The sequence below is a fragment of the Sphingopyxis sp. BE235 genome, from assembly GCF_031457175.1.
Lineage (GTDB): Bacteria > Pseudomonadota > Alphaproteobacteria > Sphingomonadales > Sphingomonadaceae > Sphingopyxis.
In genome coordinates this window covers 725,285-743,816 of the sequence record NZ_JAVDWC010000001.1, presented here as the reverse complement: position 1 = coordinate 743,816, position 18,532 = coordinate 725,285, and the positions used below count along the sequence as shown (strand labels likewise).

Genomic DNA, 18,532 nt, shown 5'->3' with positions numbered 1-18,532 from the left:
ATCCGCTCAAACGGGCAGCCCGGATTTCGCAGCGCATGACTTCATAACCGGTGCCGCCATTTCGGGCGACAGGCCGATCAGTTCCGATGCGCGATATTTCTTGATCAATTCGCCGGCCGCACATTTGCAGACCTCGGCAGCGAGGCCCGCCGCCGCGCCGCCGCCCTCGGCCGTGGCGCGGCACGTTTCGCCGAAGCTCTCGACGAAACTGGTCCTCAGTCCCTCCTCGAGTCCCTTCGCCATGCGGCTTTCGCCCTCGCTGCAGCCCGCCAGGGCAGCAGCGGCAGCGACGAACAGAATCGCGCGGAGGGGGAGCGCCATCATCGGATCAAAGATCGATCAGCAGGCGCGTCGGATCCTCGATCGCTTCCTTGATCGTCTTCAGGAAGGTCACTGCCTCGCGGCCATCGATCAGGCGGTGGTCATAGCTCATCGCGAGGTACATCATCGGGCGGATCACGATTTCGCCGTTGCGCACGACCGGGCGATCCTCGATGCGGTGGAGGCCGAGCACTGCCGACTGCGGCGGGTTGATGATCGGGGTCGACATCAGGCCGCCGAACACGCCGCCGTTCGAGATGGTGAAGGTGCCGCCGGTCATGTCGTCCATCGTCAGCGTGCCTTCCTTGGCGCGCTTGCCGAGGTCCGCGATCGCTTTCTCGATGTCGGCGAACGACAGGCTGTCGGCGTTGCGCACGACGGGAACGACAAGGCCGTTCGGCGCGCTGACCGCGACCGAGACGTCGAGATAGTCGTGATAGACGATCTCGTCGCCGTCGATGCGCGCGTTGACCGCCGGAATGTCATGCGCGGCGAGCGCGACCGCCTTGGTGAAGAAGCTCATAAAGCCCAAGCGCACGCCATGCTTCTTTTCGAAGCTTTCTCGATATTTGTCGCGCGTCGCCATCACCGCCGACATGTCGACGTCGTTGAACGTCGTCAGCATCGCGGCGGTGTCCTGCGCCGCCTTGAGGCGCTTGGCGATCGTCTGGCGCATGCGCGTCATCTTGACACGCTCTTCGTGGCGGCCCGGGGTGCCGGTGGCGACGGGCGCGGCGGCAGCAGCCGGGGCCGGGGCAGCAGCCGGCGCGTTGTTCGCGGCGGCGAGCACATCTTCCTTGGTCAGACGGCCATCCTTGCCGCTGCCCTGGATCTTCGTCGGGTCGACGCCATGTTCGAGCACGAGGCGGCGCACCGCGGGCGACATGGTGGTGACGGTGTCGACGCCATCGGCAGCCGGGGCTGCCGATGCCGCGGGAGCCGGCGCGGCGGCTTCAGCTTTGGCAGGCGCGGGTGCCGGGGCAGCGGCGGGTGCCGGAGCGGCAGCAGCACCACCAGCCTCGATCGTCGCGATCGCTGCGCCGACATTGACCGTGTCGCCGACCGCGGCGAGTTGCTGGCCCATCACGCCCGCGACGGGTGACGGCACTTCGACCGCGACCTTGTCGGTTTCAAGGCTCGCGATGGGCTCGTCGAGCGCAACGGCTTCGCCGGGCTTCTTCAGCCATTCGCCGATCGTCGCTTCGGTAACGCTTTCGCCCAGCGTGGGGACTTTGACTTCGGTGCTCATAGGTGCAGTTCCTTGGGGGGCTTAAGCTTTATTCTTCGTACGGCGGATTTCGGCGCGAACCGACAGGCCGAGCGCGTCGGCGACAAGCGCCGACTGTTCGGTCTGGTGGCGGCTCATCAGGCCTGTCGCGGGCGACGCCGCGGCGGCGCGGCCCGCGTAACGCGGCCGCATGCCCTTCTTGTCGGCATCGGTCAGCGCCTCTTCGATCAGTTCGTTGACGAAGAACCATGCGCCGTTGTTGCGCGGCTCTTCCTGCGCCCAGACCACCTCTTCGAGGTTCGGCATCCGCTTCAGGCGAACGGCGAGCGGCTCACCCGGGAAGGGATAGATCTGCTCGACGCGGACGACCGTCGTGTCGGTGAGGCCCGCGGCATCGCGCGCTTCCATCAGGTCGTAACCGACCTTGCCCGAGCAGAGGACGACGCGCTTGACGTCCTTGTCCGCCGGCGGCGTACGGTCCGACATCAGGCGGCGGAAATGCGCGTCGCCGATGAAGTCCGAACGCTGCGACACCGCGAGCTTGTGGCGAAGCAGCGACTTCGGCGTCATGATGATCATCGGCTTGCGGAACGGGCGCAGCATCTGGCGGCGCAGGACGTGGAAATAGTTCGACGGGGTCGAAATATTGCACACCTGGATATTGTCGCCCGCGCACAGTTGCAGGAAGCGCTCGAGACGCGCCGAGCTATGCTCGGGCCCCTGCCCTTCGTAACCGTGCGGCAGCAGCATCACGAGCCCGTTGGCGCGCAGCCACTTGGCTTCGCCCGACGCGATAAACTGGTCGATCATGATCTGCGCGCCGTTGGCGAAATCGCCGAACTGCGCTTCCCAGAGCACGAGGCTCTTCGGATCGGCCATCGCATAGCCATATTCGAAGCCGAGCACGCCATATTCGGACAGCGGGCTGTCGAGCACCTCGAACCGGCCGTGCGGCACGGTCGTCAGCGGCACATATCGGGCTTCGGTCTTCTGATCGATCCAGACGGCGTGGCGCTGGCTGAACGTGCCGCGCCCCGAATCCTGACCCGACAGGCGGACCTGATAGCCTTCACTGAGCAGCGTCCCGAAAGCGAGGCTCTCGGCGGTCGCCCAGTCGAACACTTCGCCGTCGCTCTTGTCCGCGAACATCGCGCCGCGCGCATCGATCACGCGGCGCAGCGTCTTGTGGACCTCGACGTCGTCGGGGATCGTCGTCAGCGTGCGGCCGATCGAATCGAACAATTTGTCCGACACGCCCGTCGCGATGTTGCGGCGCGCGTTTTCGGGATCGGCGGGGGCGTGCAGCCCCGACCAGCGGCCCGCGAACCAGTCGGCCTTGTTGGGCTTGTAGCTCTTCGCCGCTTCGAAATCCTCTTCGAGCCGCGCGACGAATTCGGCGCGCCGGGCATCGGCCCAGCCCGCATCGACCACGCCTTCGGCCTCCAGCTTCGCGGCGCAAAGCTGCGACACCGGCGGATGCTGACGAATGACGGCGTACATCAGCGGCTGCGTGAACGACGGCTCGTCGCCCTCGTTGTGGCCGAAGCGGCGATAGCACCACATGTCGATCACGACGTCGCGCTTGAACTGCTGGCGGAAATCGATCGCGAGCTTGCACGCAAAGGTCACCGCCTCGGGATCGTCGCCGTTGACGTGCAGGATCGGCGCCATCACGCCCTTCGCGACGTCCGACGGATAGGGTGACGAGCGCGCGAATTGCGGGCTGGTCGTGAAGCCGATCTGGTTGTTGACGATGAAGTGGATACAGCCGCCGGTGTTGTAGCCGCGGATGCCCGAGAAGCCGAGGCATTCCCAGACGATCCCCTGCCCCGCGAACGCCGCGTCGCCGTGGATCAGCACGGGCAGCACCTGCTCATGCTTGGCGAGGTCGTCGCGCACGACCTGTTGCGCGCGCACCTTGCCGAGCACGACGGGGTCGGCGGCTTCGAGGTGCGACGGGTTGGGAACGAGCGACATATGTACCGACGCGCCGCCGAACTCGCGGTCGGTCGAGGTGCCGAGGTGATATTTGACGTCGCCCGAACCGCCGATGTCATCGGGGTTCGCCGATCCGCCGGCGAATTCGTGGAAGATCACCTGATACGGCTTCGCCATGACGTTCGCGAGCATGTTGAGCCGCCCGCGGTGCGCCATGCCATAGACGATCTCGCGCACGCCATATTGGGCGCCATATTTGATGATGGCTTCCATCGCGGGGATCATGCTCTCGCCGCCGTCGAGGCCGAAGCGCTTGGTGCCGACATATTTGCGCGCGAGGAATTTCTCCCACTCCTCGGCCTGGATCACCTTGCTCAGGATGGCGCGTTTGCCCTCGACCGAAAATTCGATGATCTTGTCGGCGCCTTCCATGCGTTCCTGCAGGAACTGGCGCTCCTCGATGTCGGCGATGTGCATATATTCGAGGCCGACATTGCCGCAATAATTGGCGCGCAGGATCGCCACGATCTCTCGAATCGTCGCCTTTTCGAGGCCGAGCGTCCCGCCGATGTAAACTGGACGATCGAGGTCGGCGCCGACGAAGCCGTGATATTCGGGGGTCAAATCGGCGGGCAACTCGCGCTGGCTGAGGCCGAGCGGATCGAGATTGGCGGCAAGATGCCCGCGCACGCGATAGGTGCGGATCAGCATCATCGCACGGATCGAATCGTCCGCCGCGCGTTCGACTTCGGCTTTCGACAGTGCGGCGCCCGCCTTGGCGGCGGCGGCCTTTACCGCGACCTGCATCTGCTGCGGGTCGAGCGCGGCGGTCAGGTCGTCGCTGTCGATCTGGGGCCAGTTCTTCGGCGCCCAGCTCGGGCCGGCTTGCGGCTCGTCGATGTCGAAGCTTTGTCGTTCGAGGTTCATAGTCTTAACTCGCAGTGCCCCTGCGAAGGCAGGGGCCCATCTCCTGGGGCCTAAACATGGTGCTGACGGAGCAGATTTTCATCAGCCCTGAATCTCGAACCACAAATCCCGCCAATCGGGATTTGTTTCCTCGATCATCCGCACCTTCCAACTTCGTTTCCATCGCTTGATCTGCAGTTCGCGTCTTCGCGCTTCCTGCAAATCCTCATGCGCTTCAAACCACACCAGAAGCACACAGCCATGGGTCTTCGTAAAACCCTCGATCAACATCGTGCGGTGCTGATAAACCCGCTGCACCAGTTTCGATGTCGATCCGGTATAGATGGCGCCGTTCTTGCGGTTCGCCATGATATAGACTGCGCCGCTCTTCATTCATCGCCCGGGCAGGAGATGGGCCCCTGCCTTCGCAGGGGCACGATGAAAGAGCGGCGCGATCTGAATTACACGCGTTCTTTCAGCACTTCGGCGAGGGTCGAGCCGAGTTCCGACGGGCTCGCCGACACCTTGATGCCCGCGGCTTCCATCGCCGCGATTTTGCTTTCGGCGTCGCCCTTGCCGCCCGACACGATTGCACCGGCATGGCCCATGCGGCGGCCCGGAGGCGCGGTGCGGCCCGCGATGAAGCCGGCCATCGGCTTTTTGCGGCCGCGCTTGGCTTCGTCGATCAGGAACTGGGCAGCCTGCTCCTCGGCGTCGCCGCCGATTTCGCCGATCATGATGATCGACTTGGTTGCTTCGTCGGCGAGGAAGAGTTCGAGCACGTCGATGAAGTTGGTGCCGTTGACCGGGTCGCCGCCGATGCCGACCGCCGTCGTCTGGCCAAGGCCGACGTTCGTGGTCTGGAACACCGCTTCATAGGTGAGCGTGCCCGAGCGCGAGACGACGCCGACGCTGCCCTTCGAAAAGATGCTGCCGGGCATGATGCCGATCTTGCACTCGCCCGGCGTCAGCACGCCGGGGCAGTTCGGGCCGATCAGGCGCGATTTCGAACCCGACAGCGCACGCTTCACCTTGACCATGTCGAGCACCGGAATGCCCTCGGTGATGCAGACGATCAGCTCCATCTCGGCGTCGATCGCCTCAAGGATCGAGTCGGCGGCGAACGGCGGCGGCACGTAGATGCAGCTCGCGGTCGCGCCGGTCGCGGCCTTGGCTTCTTCAACGGTGTTGAAGTTCGGCAGGCCGATGTGCGTCGTGCCGCCCTTGCCCGGCGTCACGCCGCCGACCATCTGCGTGCCATAGGCGAGCGCCTGTTCGGTGTGGAAGGTGCCGGTGGCACCGGTCATCCCTTGCGTGATGACCTTGGTGTTTTTGTCGATGAGGATGGACATATTTACTCGGCTCCTAAGGTGTCGGCTTTGAGGGCAACGCCATAAAAATTGAACATCTGCCTCGCCGGGCTATCGCCCGGTACGAAGAATATTTTGAAGCTATCATGGCCCGAACGAACTCCAGGCGACCATTCCGCCGTTCGAACCTCAGGCAATTCCTTAATCTCAGAAGGTGCGCGCTTTAACCAAGAGCCTGCTTGTTCGACAGGTATCGGGCGCTCCTCGCCGAAATCATACAGCTGACAACCGCTAATTCGATTTCCGTCAGCCTTTACTTCGTCGAGCACCATGAAGACTTCTTCACCTGCTATCGTTTTGGCGAAGGGGGTGATTTCGCCCGCATCCACGCCGCCCGATTCAGCAACTTCCGAGGCTGCCTTGCGGGAGAAGTTCAGAAACACGGCAAGCTGGCCCGTTTCCTCGCTTCTTGAGATCGGCGTCCAGCCGGCAGCAATCAGTGATGCGGAAGCCATCTGCTGATTTTCCAACGAACCGCAGCCGTCCCGGAATGCATCAAGAATTTCGACGACGGGATAATTTGCATCCGCTGCACTCGCAGCGGATGCAATTGCGAGAGGTAGGAAAAAAGCGATGGCTTGGCGCTTCATGCCAGCGACGAATCCAGCGCCTTGCACGCGTCGAGCAGCTCCTTGACCGCGTCGACCGAAACCTGCAGGCCCGACTTGTCTTCATCGTCGAGTTCGATCTCGACGATCTTCTCGACGCCGCCCGCGCCGATCAGAACCGGCACGCCGACATAAAGGCCGTCGAGGCCATATTGGCCGTCGACATAAGCGGCACAGGGCAGGATGCGCTTCTGGTCGCCCAGATAGGCTTCGGCCATCGCGATGCCCGAGGCTGCGGGGGCATAGAAAGCCGAACCGGTGCCGAGCAGCGCGACGATTTCGCCGCCGCCGCCGCGCGTGCGCTTGACGATCGCGTCGATCTTGTCCTGGCTCGACAGGCCCATCTTGACGAGATCGGGAACGGGGATGCCGTTGATCGTCGAATAACGCACGACGGGGACCATCGTGTCGCCGTGGCCGCCGAGGACGAAGGTGTTCACATCCTTCACCGACACGTCGAATTCGTCGGCGATGAAGTGGCTGAAGCGCGCGGAGTCGAGCACGCCGGCCATGCCGACGACCTTATTGTGCGGGAGGCCCGAGAATTCGCGCAGCGCCCAGACCATCGCGTCGAGCGGGTTGGTGATGCAGATAACAAAGGCGTCGGGGGCGTTGGCCTTGATGCCTTCGCCGACGGCCTTCATCACTTTCAGATTGATGCCGAGCAGATCGTCGCGGCTCATGCCCGGCTTGCGGGCGACACCGGCGGTGACGATGATGACGTCGGCGCCGGCGATGTCGGCATAGTCGTTCGTGCCGGTGATCTTCGCGTCAAAGCCCGCAATCGGGGCGACCTGCGACAGGTCGAGCGCCTTGCCCTGCGGCACGCCTTCGACGACGTCGAACAGGACGACGTCGCCGAGTTCCTTTTGCGCGGCGAGCAGCGCCAACGTTCCGCCGATATTTCCGGCTCCGATCAAAGCGATCTTCTTGCGTCCCATGGCGCGCGGCACTCCCTTCCTGGCAAGCCCGGCAATTGGTTCACAGACCGGCGGGAGCACGGGCTAAAGCTCCGCTCCGGTCCCAAGACTGGCGACGCCCCTACGCCGATTCCCTTAACGAAACAACCGCGAAAAGGACGAAAAACAGGCTTTCTTTGCTAATAGTTCGCAATAACTATAAGTCGCCTTGCGCAACGCTCTCCAGATGGGAATAGGCGCGGGATGTGACAAGCGCGAAGCGGCCGCACGCCCCGTCGTCGCGGCGATCGCGTAGGAATCGGTTAACCCTCCCTTATCGCTGCCATGCTACGCGCGGGAACAATGACCCGGGCAATCATCAGCTTCGACACCGAATTGTCGGCCGGCCTTTACCAGCGCGGCGCCGATGCGCGCGCCAATTTCGAAAGCTCGATCCTCGGCCGCTGCCGCGATGGCGATTTCGGCATCCATTTCCAGATGGACATGCTCGAGCGCCACGGGCTTACCGGCGTGTTCTTCATCGATCCGATGCCCGCGCTCGTTTACGGCCCCGAAGTGGTCGACGCGATCGTCCAGCCGGTGGTCGCACGCGGGCACGAGGTGCAGGTCCATATCCACACCGAATGGCTGGCCTTCGCGCGCTTCAACCCGGTCGGCCGCCTGACCGGACGCAACATCGGCGATTTTCCGCTCTCGGCGCAGAAGAAACTGATCGCGCTCGCGCGCGACATCCTCGTCGGGGCAGGCGCGCCGAAACCGACCGCGTTCCGTGCCGGAAATTTCGGCGCCAACGACGACACGCTGCGCGCGCTCGCCGCGCTCGGTTTCCGCTTCGACAGCAGTTTCAACGGCGCGTACCAGGGTCATGGCTGCGACATCTCGCTCGACCCCGGCAATCTCGGCATGCGCATCCATCATGGCGTGTGCGAAGTGCCGGTCAGCGGGCTGATGGACCGCGCCAGCCGCTTCCGCCCCGCGCAGCTTTGCGCGATGTCCGACGAGGAAATGCGCGACGCGCTCGATCACAGCGCGGCGAGCGGCGCGATCCAGTTTTCGGCCTTCAGCCACAGCTTCGAACTGCTGAGCCGCGACCGCGAAGTCCCGAACGGCTTGGCGATTTCGCGGATGGAGGCGCTATGCCGCGCCGTCGCGGACGACACCCGCGTGACCAGCGGGGGATTCGCGACTTTACCCGGACCGCCCGAGCGCCCGGCGCGGATCGCAGTCGCCGCGCCCAAGCCGCTGCGGACGCTGCGCCGCACGATCGAGCAGGCGTACGGCCATCTGGCGCATGAGGTGCGCTACGTCCGCGATCTCATTTCCGTGACGGTCAATTCGTCACGTTGGGGAAAGATTGCCAGCGGCCTGGTCCTCGCGATCGCCTAGGCGATCGCGCCTTCGGCAGACCCGTGGCCTAGCGCGAGATAGTCATCCGACTGCATTTCGGCGAGGCGGCTCGCCGTGCGCTCGAATTCAAACGCCCCGTCGCCTGCGATGTAAAGCTGGTCGGGCATCGCCGCCGCGCTCGCCAGCAGCTTGACCTTATATTCGTAGAGCGCGTCGATCAGCGTCACGAAGCGCGCCGCCTCGTTGCGGTTCTCCGGCCCCATGCGCGGGATGCCGACGATGATGACGGTATGGAAATGCCGCGCGACCGCGAGGTAATCGGCGGCCCCGCGCGCCTCGCCGCACAAGCGCTTGAACGAAAAGACCGCGACGCCCTTCAGCGCCTTCGGCACGTGCAGCATCCGCCCGCCGCCGACATCGAGTTCGAGCGTCGGGACATGCGCGCGGTCCTCGGGCGGATAGTCGGTGAGGCGGAAGAAAGCCGCCGAAAGCGCCGCGCTCGCGGCATCGTCGGCGGGAACGAACCAGCGGGCGCCGTCGCCCAGCCGGTCGCGGCGATAATCGGTCGGGCCGTTGAGGCTCATCACGTCGAGCCGTTCCTCGACGAGCGCGATGAAGGGCAGGAAATGCTCGCGGTTGAGCCCGTCCTTGTAGAGGTCCTTCGGGGGCCGGTTCGACGTCGCGACCATCGTCACCCCGCGGTCGATCAGCGCGGTGAACAGGCGCGAGAGGATCATCGCATCGGCACTGTTGTTCACCACCATCTCGTCGAACGCGAGGCAGCGCGTATTTTCGGCGAGCGCATCGGCGACGAGCGGGATCGGATCGCCGCTCTCGCTCTTGCGCACCTCGCGCATCCGCGCATGGACGTCGAGCATGAACGCATGAAAATGGACGCGCCGCTTCCGCTGGATGGCGAGATGGTCGTAGAAAAGATCCATCAACATCGACTTGCCGCGCCCGACCGCGCCCCACAGATAGACGCCGCGCAGCGCCTCGGGCTTGCGGCCCGCGAGGCGCCAGAGCAGGCTGCCACGCTTCGGCACGGCTTCGAGCTCGGCCTGCAGCTGGTTCAACCTTTCGGCGGCGGCGCGCTGTTCGGGGTCGGGGCGAAGCTCGCCCGCCGCGCCAAGCGCGTCATAGGCCGCAAGGACGGTGGTCACTTCGCGCTCGCCTTGCGGATCGTCCCGGCGAAGGTCAGTACGATATGGCTGTCGCCCTCGCCCTGCACGACAAGGCCGCGCAGGAAGATCAGCCGGCCGGTTTCGCGGACCAGCTCGACCACGGCGTCGAGCGGTTCGCCGACGCGGCCCGCACCGACGAACTGCGTCGACAGGTCGAGCGTCACCGAATGGCCCGCGTTGAGCGAACCGAACTGGTGCGACGCCGCGAAGAGCGCAATGTCGACGAGCGCGAGCGTCACCGCGCCATGGACGTTATCGCCAAGGTTGCTGTGCTTGCGTTCGGGGATCATGCGCACCCGTGCGCACGGACGGCCATCGGACGTCGGCGGTTCGACGCGCACCGTCAGCGGTTCGATGAAGCTGTTGAAGCGCCTCGGGTCCTTGAGATCCCAGCTCAGCCAGCCGCCGTCCAGTTCCTCGGCGCTGAAATGGTCGCGGCGCTTCGGTTCCCCGATCCCGTCGTTCACACCTGCCGCTCGGCCTCGAGCTTCTTGATCTCGGCGATCGCACGCGCGGGGCTCAGCCCCTTGGGGCAGGCATTGGCGCAGTTCATGATCGTGTGGCAGCGATAAAGGCGGAACGGATCTTCGAGCTCGTCGAGCCGTTCGCCGGTCATCTCGTCACGGCTGTCGGCGAGCCAGCGATACGCCTGAAGCAAGATCGCGGGGCCAAGGAACTTGTCGCTGTTCCACCAATAGCTCGGGCAGCTCGTCGAGCAGCAGGCGCACAGGATGCACTCGTAAAGTCCGTCGAGCTTTTCGCGTTCGGCGGGCGACTGCAGCCGTTCCTTGCCGCTCGGCGTCGTCGTCTTGGTCTTGAGCCACGGCTCGATCGACGCATATTGCGCATAAAAATGGGTGAAATCAGGGACGAGATCCTTGATCACGTCCATCGCCGGCAGCGGGGTGATCGTGATGTCGCCCTTCAGATCCTCGATCGCGGTCGTGCAGGCGAGGCCGTTCTTGCCGTTCATGTTCATCGAACAGCTGCCGCAAATGCCCTCACGGCACGAACGGCGGAAGGTCAGCGACGAATCCTGCTCGCTCTTCATCTTGATGAGCGCGTCGAGCACCATCGGACCGCATTTTTCGGTGTCGATCTCGAACGTGTCGAAACGCGGGTTCTGGCCGCTATCGGGGTCGTAGCGATAGACTTTGAATTTCTTCACCGCCGCGGCGCCTTCGGCCTTGTGGACCTTGCCCATCTTTTGCGGGCGGCTGTTCTTGGGCAGGACAAATTGGGCCATATCGCGGGGTTCCCTATGCAATTGCGCGCTGCCTAGACCCGATTGAAAGAGTCGACAAGGGGGTGAAGCGGGATGCGCGCACGAAAGCCGCTGGCGGCACGGCGGACGAGCCGCTAGGTGCGGCAAGGATGAGCGAAGACGTCGCCAAACCCGCCGTAACCAGCCGCAGCGTCGCGCGCGGGCTTGGCACGACCGTGCTGGCGCGCCTCGGCGCAGTGGTCGAGATCGTCGCGCAGCCGCTTTACGTCCTGATGTTCGGCCTCGCCGGCTATGGTCTCTATGCCGTGCTCTGGGCCGCGGTGAACCTGCTCGAAAATATCTTCGACCTCGGCATGACAAGCGCGATGCAGCGCACCGTGCCGCAATCGGCGGGCAATGCCGAGGCGGCGGCGGCGCTGCGCACCGCCATGATTTTCGGCGTCGGGCCTTGCATCATCGTCGCCGCGCTGGTCGCCCTTTTTGCCGCCGATCTCGGTTCGCTGCTCAACGTCGCTGCGAAGGACCGCGAACTCGTCACCCCCGCGATCCGCATCTTCGTCTGGGCGCTACCGCTGTGGGCCTTTGTCGAAATCGCGACGTCGGCGCTGCGCGCGCGCATGGTGTTCGGCGCCGAAATCCGGCTGCGGATCGTGTGGGAACAGATGTTGCGACTGGTGTTCGCGGCGCTGTTTTTCGCCGGTGGCTTCGGCCTCAAGGGGCTGTTCATTGCGCACCTTTGCTCGCTCGCGATCACCGCGGCGCTCAGCGTGCGGCTGCTCGCGCGACACTATAGTTTCGCCGATCTGTGGCGCGGACCGTGGGCCAGCGAGACGGCGCGCAACACTTTCTGGGCCGGACTTTCGATCCTGCCGTCGAACATCATCGCCCGGCTGTTCGGCGATGCGCCCGCACTCATCCTCAACATGCTGCTCCCCGGCGCAGCGGGCGCGGCGGCGGCGGGCCTGTTCACGATCGCGCGAAAATTGTCGAGCGTCGTCCAGCTGGTACGCATCGCCTTCACCTATGTGATGGCGCCGCTCGCCGCGAGCGCCGAACGCGAGGACCGGCGGCAGGTCGCCGACATCTATGCCTATGCGACGCGGCTGATCTCGGCGATCGCGCTGCCGCTCGCCGCGGTGCTCGCCGCGGGCAGCGCGTCACTGCTCGGGCTGTTCGGCCATCAGGCGCAGGCGGCACAAGCCGCACTTGTCATCCTGCTGTTCGCGCGCGCCGCGGAAGCGGTGCTCGGTATTTCGGCGCCGGTGCTTCAAGTCGTCGCCGCTTTCCGCCAACAGCTTACCGCCAGCATCTTCGGGGTTGCCCTCGCGGTGGGTGCCGGATGGCTGATCGTGGGGCACCTCGATCCGCTGACCGGCGTAACGCTCGCGACCGCGATCGGCCTTGTCTCGATGGCCGCCATCCCGACGCTCCAGCTCGCGATCGTCGAAAAGCTTCATCCCTTCGACGCCCAATTCCTGCCAGTAGCCTTGCGGGGGATCGCGATCACCGGAGTGGCCGGCGTGGCGGCAGTGCTCGCCGACCTTTTGCCCGACCCGATCTCGCTGCCGCTGCTCGCGCTCATCGCCGTTGCTGCGATCTGGCTTGCGCTGCGCTTCGCCCTGCCGCTCGCGGACCGCGCCTCGCTCGGCAAGACGGCGCGCAAACTGCGCCTGATCGAAACCACATAGAGATGACCGTCGTGGTTCCAACCCGTGTCGCCATTTACGACCTCGACCGCACGGTGCTGCGCAAGCCGACCTTCACGCTGTTCCTGCTGTGGGCGGCGTGGCGCGAGGCGCGGTGGCGTGTGCTGTTGCTTCCGGCGCTCGCAGCGCTGATGATCGGCTATGCGCTGCGCCTCTATGGCCGCGACCGGTTCAAGCCCGCCGCGATTCGCGTGATGCTCGGCGCCAGCATCGCCCCCGCCCGCGCCGATAAGCTCGCCGCCGATTTCGCGGCGTGGCGCGTGCCGGGCGACGTTCCGCCCGGCGCGAAGGCATGTATCGCGCGCGACCGCGCCGAGGGATACCGGCTGCTGATGGCCACCGCGGCGCCCGAATTCTACGCCGGCGCGATCGCCGAAGCCCTGGGTTTCGACGCGATCGTCGCGACCCGACACCGGCGCGCCGCCGATGGCAGCTGGCTCCCGCTGCTCGACGGCGGAAATTGCTATGGCGCCGAAAAAGCGCGCCGGGTGACCGAGTGGCTCGATGCGAACGCGGCCGGTGGCGCGGTGCATATCCGCGCCTATTCGGATCACCCGAGCGACGCCCCGACCTTTGTGCTGGCGCATGAATCCTGGCTGATCGGACGCAGCCGCAAGCTGGTCCGTCTTGCCGCACAGCAGGGCTGGCGGACGCTGGATTTCGAAATCGGGCCCGGTTGAATGCGCCCGGCCCCCTTCGCCAGTTCCTCGCAACCGGAGCACAGCTTGCCGACCCCTATCGCCTTCCTTGCCCTTGCCGAAGCACAACAGCTTTATCATTGGCTGCCGGCGGCGCTCGAACTCGCGAAGCGCGACGATGTAAGGGTTTCGATCTTGTCGCCGTCACGCCAGATTCTCGATCTCATACTCAGCTACGATCCCGATGGCCTGTTCGAACCAGTGCTACTGCGCCGCCCGCCCTTTGGTCCCGATTCGCTATTCCGCCAACCCTCGCGGCTCGCGACCTTGCTGCTCAATTATTCCGTCATCCGGCGCTTTCCCGTGCTGGTCACGACCGAAATTTCGAGCGCCTGGCTGAAACGTGTCCCGGGCTTTTCATCGCGCATCGTCGTGATCAAACATGGCGCGGGCGACCGCGCGGGCGGTTATCGGGGGCGGCATGCGCTGATCGACCTGACCCTCGTCGCCGGCGAAAAGGACCGGCGGCGCATGATCGAACACAAGCTGTCCGAACCCGGCAATGTCTTGGTGGGCGGCTATGCCAAGTTCGAAATATGCGCGGAGCGGCAGCGCTATTTCGATAATGACCGGCCGACCCTGTTCTACAATCCGCATTTCGACGCGAAGCTCTCGTCGTGGCCGACGCACGGACCCGAAGTGCTCGCCGCGATCGAGGCGCTCGAGGGGTGGAACGTCATCATCGCGCCGCATACGAAACTGGCGCAGCGCGTGTCCCCGATCACGACCACCGCGCCGCATATCCGGGTCGATATGGGCAGCCACCATTCGATCGACATGAGCTATACGATGAGCTCCGATGTCTATCTGGGCGACGTGTCGAGCCAGGTTTACGAGTTCCTGCTGCGCCCGCGTCCCTGCATTTTCCTGAACCTCGACCGGTTGGCGTGGCGCGACGATCCGGCGTTCGCGCACTGGCATTTGGGTCAGGTCATCGAAGATATCGCCGAACTCCCCGCCGCGCTGGACCGGGCTGCGGACTTGCAACCAACCTTTGTTGATGCTCAGGAAGCCGCCATGCACGATTCCATCGACCAGTTCCCGACCCCCGCCTCGATACGGCAGGCCGACATCATCCTCGATTTCGCAAGGACGCCGCGATGAGCGCGCCGATCCGCCTGCTCGGCGAAAACAGCACCCCGATCTGGGGCATGACCAACGCCGAGCGCTGCCGCCGGATGGCGGAAAAGGACGGCAAGCAGGTCGCGCCGGGTCACGAACTGGTCTTCAACCTCGCCTATGTCTTCGACCCGATGCTGCTGCGTTGGGTGATCGAACAACCGGGTACGGTTTTCGCCTGGGGTGGCGCTCCCGTGATCGGACAGGTCCCGGCCGGCAGCGACCCGATGGCCGCGACGGTCATCGACCTGTCGGACGGGCGCAAGCTTTACAACCGCCAGCTTCGCAAGCTCGAACAGCCATTCGTCAGGGAGCTGACCCCCGCAACGCGCCGCGAGATCGAACGGAAAAGCTATTTTGGCGCGTACAAGGGCGTCACCGATGCGCTCACCAAATATCTGTGGCCCGAACTCGCGCTGTGGCTGACGCGCGGCGCCGCGAGCATCGGCATGACCCCGAACATGGTCACCGCGATCGGCGCGGCACTCTGCATCTATGCGACCTATCTCTTCGCCTACGGCCATTATTGGACCGGTATGCTCGCGGGTTTCATCTTCATGGTGCTCGACACCGTCGACGGCAAGCTTGCACGCTGCACGATCACATCGTCAAAATGGGGCAATGTCGCCGACCATGGCGTCGACCTGATCCACCCGCCCTTCTGGTGGTATTTCTGGGGCGTCGGGCTTGGGACATGGGGCCTTGCACTGTCGAACCAGACTTTCCTGCTGGTCATGGTCGCGGTCGTCGCGGGCTATGTGCTCCAGCGCGTGATCGAAGGGATGTTCATCAAGGACTTCGGCATGGACATCCATGTCTGGCAAAAGTTCGACAGCGATTTCCGCCTGATCACCGCGCGCCGTAACCCGAACTTCGCGATCCTCTTTTTCGCGACGCTCGCGGGGCGCCCCGACATCGGGCTGATCGTGCTCGCCTGGTGGACCGTCATATCGCTGGTCGTCCATGCGGTGCGGCTGGTGCAAGCTTATGCCGCAAAGCGTTCGGGTCGGCCGATCGTCAGCTGGATGGAAGAAGCACAGCCATGAACGACACGATCGCCAAATTCGGCCATCCCGCGACGCTGATTGCCGAATATGATCATTGGGTCGTGTTGCTGCGCCCCGCGCAGCCGACGCTCGGCGCGCTGATACTCGCGGCAAAGTCGGATGCGACAGCGTTCGGCGATTTGCCGGCCGAAGCGCATGCCGAACTCAAGACCGCGACCGCCGCGATCGAGGCCGCGCTGGGGCAAGCGGTCGGCTATGCGAAGATCAACTATCTGATGCTGATGATGGTCGACCCGCACGTCCATTTCCACGTGCTGCCGCGTTATGAGGGCGAACGCTCGGGCGCGGGGCTGACAATTGCCGACGCGGGCTGGCCGGCGCAGCCCGACCTTGGGCAAGCGGTGAAGCTGGGCGACGCAGAGGTCGCCGCGCTCGCCGGCTGGCTCAAACCCTATTTCGCGTAGCGGCCTTCTTCGGCCCATTTCGCGGTCAGCGCGTCGGCGGCTTCGACGTCCTGCGGGAAGTCGACTTCCTGCCATTCGAGCCCCTCGATCGACACGGTGCCGACGCGGTTGCCCTTGGCGATGATGTCGATCGCGCGCAGATACCAGCGCTCGACCCCGTCGGGGGTGCGCATCATCTGGTCGACCTGGTTGCGGAAGATCGACGGGCCGTCGCCGACGAACGCCAGCATGCCGATCGACTCCGCATTGGTATCGGGGGGCAGCAGCCGCTTGCCGATATGGTGCAAGCGCCCTTCGGCGTCGCGGTTCACCTTCATATCGTCGTCGTCATAGTCGGCCTTGACGTCGACGGTGACATTGATCGGCTCGTTTGCGCCCGCGATCAGCTTTGCGACAATCTCGTCCGAGATGATGGTGTCGCCGTTGAGGATGATGAAATCGCGGTCCATCTCCTCGCGCGCGATCCAGCAGGTGCCAAGATTGTCGGCGACCTGAAAGAAGGGATTGAACAGGGTGCGGATACGCGCGCCGGTATCGCGATAGAGCTGCAGCGCATGATCCTCCACGCGTTCGGTGCGAAAGCCCGTGACGACGACGATGTCCTTGATGCCGTTCGCGACGAGCGCCGCGACCTGCCAGCTGATGAGGCTGCGGCCGTTGAACTCGATCAGGCATTTGGGAATGTCGCGGGTCAGCGGCAGCAGGCGCGAACCCTGTCCGGCCGACAGGATGATGGCTTTGTCGATGGTCATAGGGGCTGCCCTATAGCGCCTTGGCGGCGTGCGGCAAATATCGCTTCGATCAACTCGATGTCGGCGGGCTTGTCGGCATCGATGCACGCCTCGGGCTCGGACATCGGCACGACCTTCGCGTTGAGGCCGAAACGGAGGCCCGCGCGCGCAACGCCCTGCTGGATCGTGAAGAGGCGAAGCAGCGCGCCGATCAGCAGCCACGGGCCGAAGGCCGCGATGATCTTCAGCCCCTTCTTGCGGTCGCGTTCGATGCGGCCCCAGAAATCGAGCAAGGGCAGCACGCGGCGCCCGCGCAGCCGGAACATGTTCGCACCCGACCACCAGCCGCCGCGGAACTTCAGCCAGGTACGCTTCGACTGCGGATAGCGCGCGAGCAATGTGTCGCGCTCGACCATCGCGACCGCGACGTCGCTATCTTCGGCGCCGCGCAGGAATTCGGCGATCATCGTCGGGGTCAGCAGTACATTGTCGGCAGTGGTGACGAGCAGCGGATCGTCGCCCGGCGGCAGCGCCGCGGCGAGCGAACTGCTGATGCCCTGCCCCGAATCGGCAAAATGCAGGTCGGCAAGCCCAGCGAGCCCCGGCTCGGCCGCCAGCTCGGCACTCTTCTGTGCGAGGATTGTGATTGGGCCGACTTCGGGCGAAGCGCGCAGAGCCTTGACCACATGGACGAGCATCGCCTGCCCCGCGATCGGCAGTAAAGCCTTGGTCGACACGCCGCTACCGGTCAACAGCGGATCGGGACCGGGCCGGCTGCCCGCGAGGACAATCGCCGGGATCGGGGCGTTCACTGCGCCGCTTCCGACGCGGGCGCAATGCGGCGGCCGGTCACGCCGCGCAGGAAATCGGTCGCTTCCTCCAGCACCGGCCCCTTGTTCTGGAACGGCGCGGCGAGCGCCATCACGATGCCGCTATGCCCCATGTCCGGATAGATGCGGAGCGTCACCGCGCCGCCCGCCTTCTCGATCGCGGCGGCGAGGTTCTGGCTGTTCCGCGGCCGCACCGTGTCATCCTCGTCACCGGTCGCGAGCCACATCGGCGGTGCATCGCCGCGCGCGAAGTGGATCGGCTGGGTTTTCTCGATCGGCTTGACCTTGCCCATCGCCTTGTCCCCGCGCCCCCCTTTTTCGATGGGCAAGAAGTCATAGGGGCCGGCAAGCCCCGCGACGCCGCGGATGATCGACGGATCGCTCTTCACCGCACGCAGCCATTGCGGGTCGAGCGCGAGCATCGCGGCATTATAGGCGCCCGCCGAATGGCCCATCAGCGCGATCCGGTCGGGATCGCCGCCAAGCTTTGCGATATGCTCGTGCGTCCATGCGACCGCCGCCGCACTGTCCTCGATAAAGTCGGGCCAATAGGCTTTGGGTACGAGCCGATAGTCGGGAATCACGACCACGAAGCCCTGCCGCGCCAGCGCGCGTCCGGCGAAACCATAGCTGCCCCGCTCACCGCTCTCCCAGCCGCCGCCATAAAAGAAGACGACGACGGGCAGACGGTCGTCCGCCTTGGCATTTTCGGGAACCCAGATGTCGAGCGACTGGCGCGGACCGCGGCCATAGGGCTGGTCGGCGAGCAGCAACCGCGCGCCATCACCCTGCCCGAGCAACCGGTCGGCCATGTTGAGCGACTTCGCGCCGCCCGCGACAATCATCTTGGCGCCGCCGCCGAACAACAGCACGAGCAGCAGCAGCACGAATAGGATTTTGATCAACCGTCGTCCTTTGGAAACCGGCCCC

19 protein-coding genes are annotated in these 18,532 nt (G+C 64.8%); 6 read left to right on the top strand and 13 right to left on the bottom strand.

Translation table 11 applies throughout. From position 1 onward, the window contains the following. Positions 1–6: 6 nt before the first annotated feature. The 7 genes from J2X38_RS03595 to mdh all read right to left on the bottom strand — a co-directional run bounded on the left by J2X38_RS03595 (position 7) and on the right by mdh (position 7,312). Positions 7–324 (bottom strand): hypothetical protein, encoded by a 318-nt coding sequence (locus J2X38_RS03595; protein WP_310251416.1) that lies wholly within the window; start codon positions 322–324, stop codon positions 7–9. Positions 325–328: 4 nt separating this feature from the next. Then, entirely contained in the window at positions 329–1,570 is a 1,242-nt protein-coding gene (gene odhB / locus J2X38_RS03590) for a 2-oxoglutarate dehydrogenase complex dihydrolipoyllysine-residue succinyltransferase (RefSeq protein WP_310251414.1), read from the bottom strand. A 21-nt stretch (positions 1,571–1,591) separates the two neighbouring features. Beyond that, positions 1,592–4,414 (bottom strand): 2-oxoglutarate dehydrogenase E1 component, encoded by a 2,823-nt coding sequence (locus tag J2X38_RS03585; protein WP_310251413.1) that lies wholly within the window; start codon positions 4,412–4,414, stop codon positions 1,592–1,594. Positions 4,415–4,495: 81 nt separating this feature from the next. Beyond that, on the bottom strand, positions 4,496–4,786 hold the full coding sequence (locus J2X38_RS03580; RefSeq protein WP_405053425.1) for a GIY-YIG nuclease family protein: 291 nt from the start codon (positions 4,784–4,786) through the stop codon (positions 4,496–4,498). A 68-nt stretch (positions 4,787–4,854) separates the two neighbouring features. Then, positions 4,855–5,745 carry a succinate--CoA ligase subunit alpha gene (gene sucD / locus J2X38_RS03575; RefSeq protein WP_037517798.1) on the bottom strand — a complete coding sequence of 297 codons (891 nt, stop codon included), beginning with the start codon at positions 5,743–5,745 and terminating at the stop codon, positions 4,855–4,857. Positions 5,746–5,747: 2 nt separating this feature from the next. Next, on the bottom strand, positions 5,748–6,353 hold the full coding sequence (locus tag J2X38_RS03570; protein WP_310251408.1) for a hypothetical protein: 606 nt from the start codon (positions 6,351–6,353) through the stop codon (positions 5,748–5,750). Next, complete coding sequence (gene mdh, locus J2X38_RS03565) at positions 6,350–7,312, bottom strand: malate dehydrogenase (RefSeq protein ID WP_310251406.1); 963 nt, start codon at positions 7,310–7,312, stop codon at positions 6,350–6,352. The genes J2X38_RS03570 and mdh overlap by 4 nt, the downstream gene beginning before the upstream one ends. 321 nt (positions 7,313–7,633) lie before the next feature. Between mdh and J2X38_RS03560 the strand changes: the two genes are divergently transcribed. Then, positions 7,634–8,677 (top strand): hypothetical protein, encoded by a 1,044-nt coding sequence (locus J2X38_RS03560; protein ID WP_058536924.1) that lies wholly within the window; start codon positions 7,634–7,636, stop codon positions 8,675–8,677. On the opposite strand, the gene zapE is transcribed toward J2X38_RS03560, so the two are convergent. From zapE to J2X38_RS03545, 3 genes are read right to left on the bottom strand one after another with little or no spacing between them, the layout of a single operon-like run. Next, a complete protein-coding gene (zapE, locus tag J2X38_RS03555) occupies positions 8,674–9,801 on the bottom strand; it encodes a cell division protein ZapE (RefSeq protein WP_310251404.1) in 1,128 nt (375 codons plus the stop codon). The two genes, J2X38_RS03560 and zapE, sit on opposite strands and share 4 nt — an antisense overlap. Next, a complete protein-coding gene (locus tag J2X38_RS03550; RefSeq protein ID WP_310251402.1) occupies positions 9,798–10,289 on the bottom strand; it encodes a PaaI family thioesterase in 492 nt (163 codons plus the stop codon). The genes zapE and J2X38_RS03550 overlap by 4 nt, the downstream gene beginning before the upstream one ends. After that, complete coding sequence (locus J2X38_RS03545; RefSeq protein WP_310251401.1) at positions 10,286–11,068, bottom strand: succinate dehydrogenase iron-sulfur subunit; 783 nt, start codon at positions 11,066–11,068, stop codon at positions 10,286–10,288. The genes J2X38_RS03550 and J2X38_RS03545 overlap by 4 nt, the downstream gene beginning before the upstream one ends. Before the next feature lie 128 nt (positions 11,069–11,196). Here J2X38_RS03545 and J2X38_RS03540 point away from each other — a divergent pair, with 128 nt between their 5' ends. From J2X38_RS03540 to J2X38_RS03520, 5 genes are read left to right on the top strand one after another with little or no spacing between them, the layout of a single operon-like run. Continuing rightward, positions 11,197–12,735, top strand: a complete 1,539-nt coding sequence (locus J2X38_RS03540; RefSeq protein WP_310251398.1) for an oligosaccharide flippase family protein — start codon at positions 11,197–11,199, stop codon at positions 12,733–12,735. Between the two features lie 2 nt (positions 12,736–12,737). Beyond that, positions 12,738–13,433, top strand: a complete 696-nt coding sequence (locus J2X38_RS03535; protein WP_310310741.1) for an HAD-IB family phosphatase — start codon at positions 12,738–12,740, stop codon at positions 13,431–13,433. A gap of 45 nt (positions 13,434–13,478) precedes the next feature. Next, positions 13,479–14,555: a glycosyl transferase gene (locus J2X38_RS03530; protein ID WP_310251395.1), complete on the top strand. Its 1,077-nt coding sequence runs from the start codon at positions 13,479–13,481 to the stop codon at positions 14,553–14,555. Then, positions 14,552–15,616, top strand: coding sequence for a CDP-alcohol phosphatidyltransferase family protein (locus J2X38_RS03525; RefSeq protein WP_310251393.1), 1,065 nt, complete (start codon positions 14,552–14,554; stop codon positions 15,614–15,616). The genes J2X38_RS03530 and J2X38_RS03525 overlap by 4 nt, the downstream gene beginning before the upstream one ends. Next, a complete protein-coding gene (locus J2X38_RS03520) occupies positions 15,613–16,041 on the top strand; it encodes an HIT family protein (protein ID WP_058536930.1) in 429 nt (142 codons plus the stop codon). Before J2X38_RS03525 ends, J2X38_RS03520 begins: the two co-directional genes overlap by 4 nt. Here J2X38_RS03520 and J2X38_RS03515 read toward each other — a convergent pair. Genes J2X38_RS03515 through J2X38_RS03505 form a run of 3 tightly spaced genes read right to left on the bottom strand, consistent with a single transcriptional unit; the run spans position 16,029 to position 18,507 of the window. After that, positions 16,029–16,793, bottom strand: coding sequence for a sugar phosphate nucleotidyltransferase (locus tag J2X38_RS03515; protein ID WP_037517822.1), 765 nt, complete (start codon positions 16,791–16,793; stop codon positions 16,029–16,031). The two genes, J2X38_RS03520 and J2X38_RS03515, sit on opposite strands and share 13 nt — an antisense overlap. After that, entirely contained in the window at positions 16,790–17,584 is a 795-nt protein-coding gene (locus J2X38_RS03510; protein ID WP_310251390.1) for a nucleotidyltransferase family protein, read from the bottom strand. The genes J2X38_RS03515 and J2X38_RS03510 overlap by 4 nt, the downstream gene beginning before the upstream one ends. Beyond that, positions 17,581–18,507 carry an alpha/beta hydrolase gene (locus J2X38_RS03505; protein ID WP_310251388.1) on the bottom strand — a complete coding sequence of 309 codons (927 nt, stop codon included), beginning with the start codon at positions 18,505–18,507 and terminating at the stop codon, positions 17,581–17,583. The genes J2X38_RS03510 and J2X38_RS03505 overlap by 4 nt, the downstream gene beginning before the upstream one ends. Between the last annotated feature and the right edge of the window lie 25 nt (positions 18,508–18,532).

Excerpts from the sequence above, each read along its gene's own strand:
- J2X38_RS03595 (WP_310251416.1), bottom strand. The coding sequence starts at position 324 with ATGATGGCGCTCCCCCTCCGCGCGATTCTGTTCGTCGCTGCCGCTGCT.
- odhB (WP_310251414.1), bottom strand. The coding sequence starts at position 1,570 with ATGAGCACCGAAGTCAAAGTCCCCACGCTGGGCGAAAGCGTTACCGAA.
- J2X38_RS03585 (WP_310251413.1), bottom strand. The coding sequence starts at position 4,414 with ATGAACCTCGAACGACAAAGCTTCGACATCGACGAGCCGCAAGCCGGC.
- J2X38_RS03580 (WP_405053425.1), bottom strand. The coding sequence starts at position 4,786 with ATGAAGAGCGGCGCAGTCTATATCATGGCGAACCGCAAGAACGGCGCC.
- sucD (WP_037517798.1), bottom strand. The coding sequence starts at position 5,745 with ATGTCCATCCTCATCGACAAAAACACCAAGGTCATCACGCAAGGGATG.
- J2X38_RS03570 (WP_310251408.1), bottom strand. The coding sequence starts at position 6,353 with ATGAAGCGCCAAGCCATCGCTTTTTTCCTACCTCTCGCAATTGCATCC.
- mdh (WP_310251406.1), bottom strand. The coding sequence starts at position 7,312 with ATGGGACGCAAGAAGATCGCTTTGATCGGAGCCGGAAATATCGGCGGA.
- J2X38_RS03560 (WP_058536924.1), top strand. The coding sequence starts at position 7,634 with ATGACCCGGGCAATCATCAGCTTCGACACCGAATTGTCGGCCGGCCTT.
- J2X38_RS03545 (WP_310251401.1), bottom strand. The coding sequence starts at position 11,068 with ATGGCCCAATTTGTCCTGCCCAAGAACAGCCGCCCGCAAAAGATGGGC.
- J2X38_RS03540 (WP_310251398.1), top strand. The coding sequence starts at position 11,197 with ATGAGCGAAGACGTCGCCAAACCCGCCGTAACCAGCCGCAGCGTCGCG.
- J2X38_RS03535 (WP_310310741.1), top strand. The coding sequence starts at position 12,738 with ATGACCGTCGTGGTTCCAACCCGTGTCGCCATTTACGACCTCGACCGC.
- J2X38_RS03525 (WP_310251393.1), top strand. The coding sequence starts at position 14,552 with ATGAGCGCGCCGATCCGCCTGCTCGGCGAAAACAGCACCCCGATCTGG.
- J2X38_RS03520 (WP_058536930.1), top strand. The coding sequence starts at position 15,613 with ATGAACGACACGATCGCCAAATTCGGCCATCCCGCGACGCTGATTGCC.
- J2X38_RS03515 (WP_037517822.1), bottom strand. The coding sequence starts at position 16,793 with ATGACCATCGACAAAGCCATCATCCTGTCGGCCGGACAGGGTTCGCGC.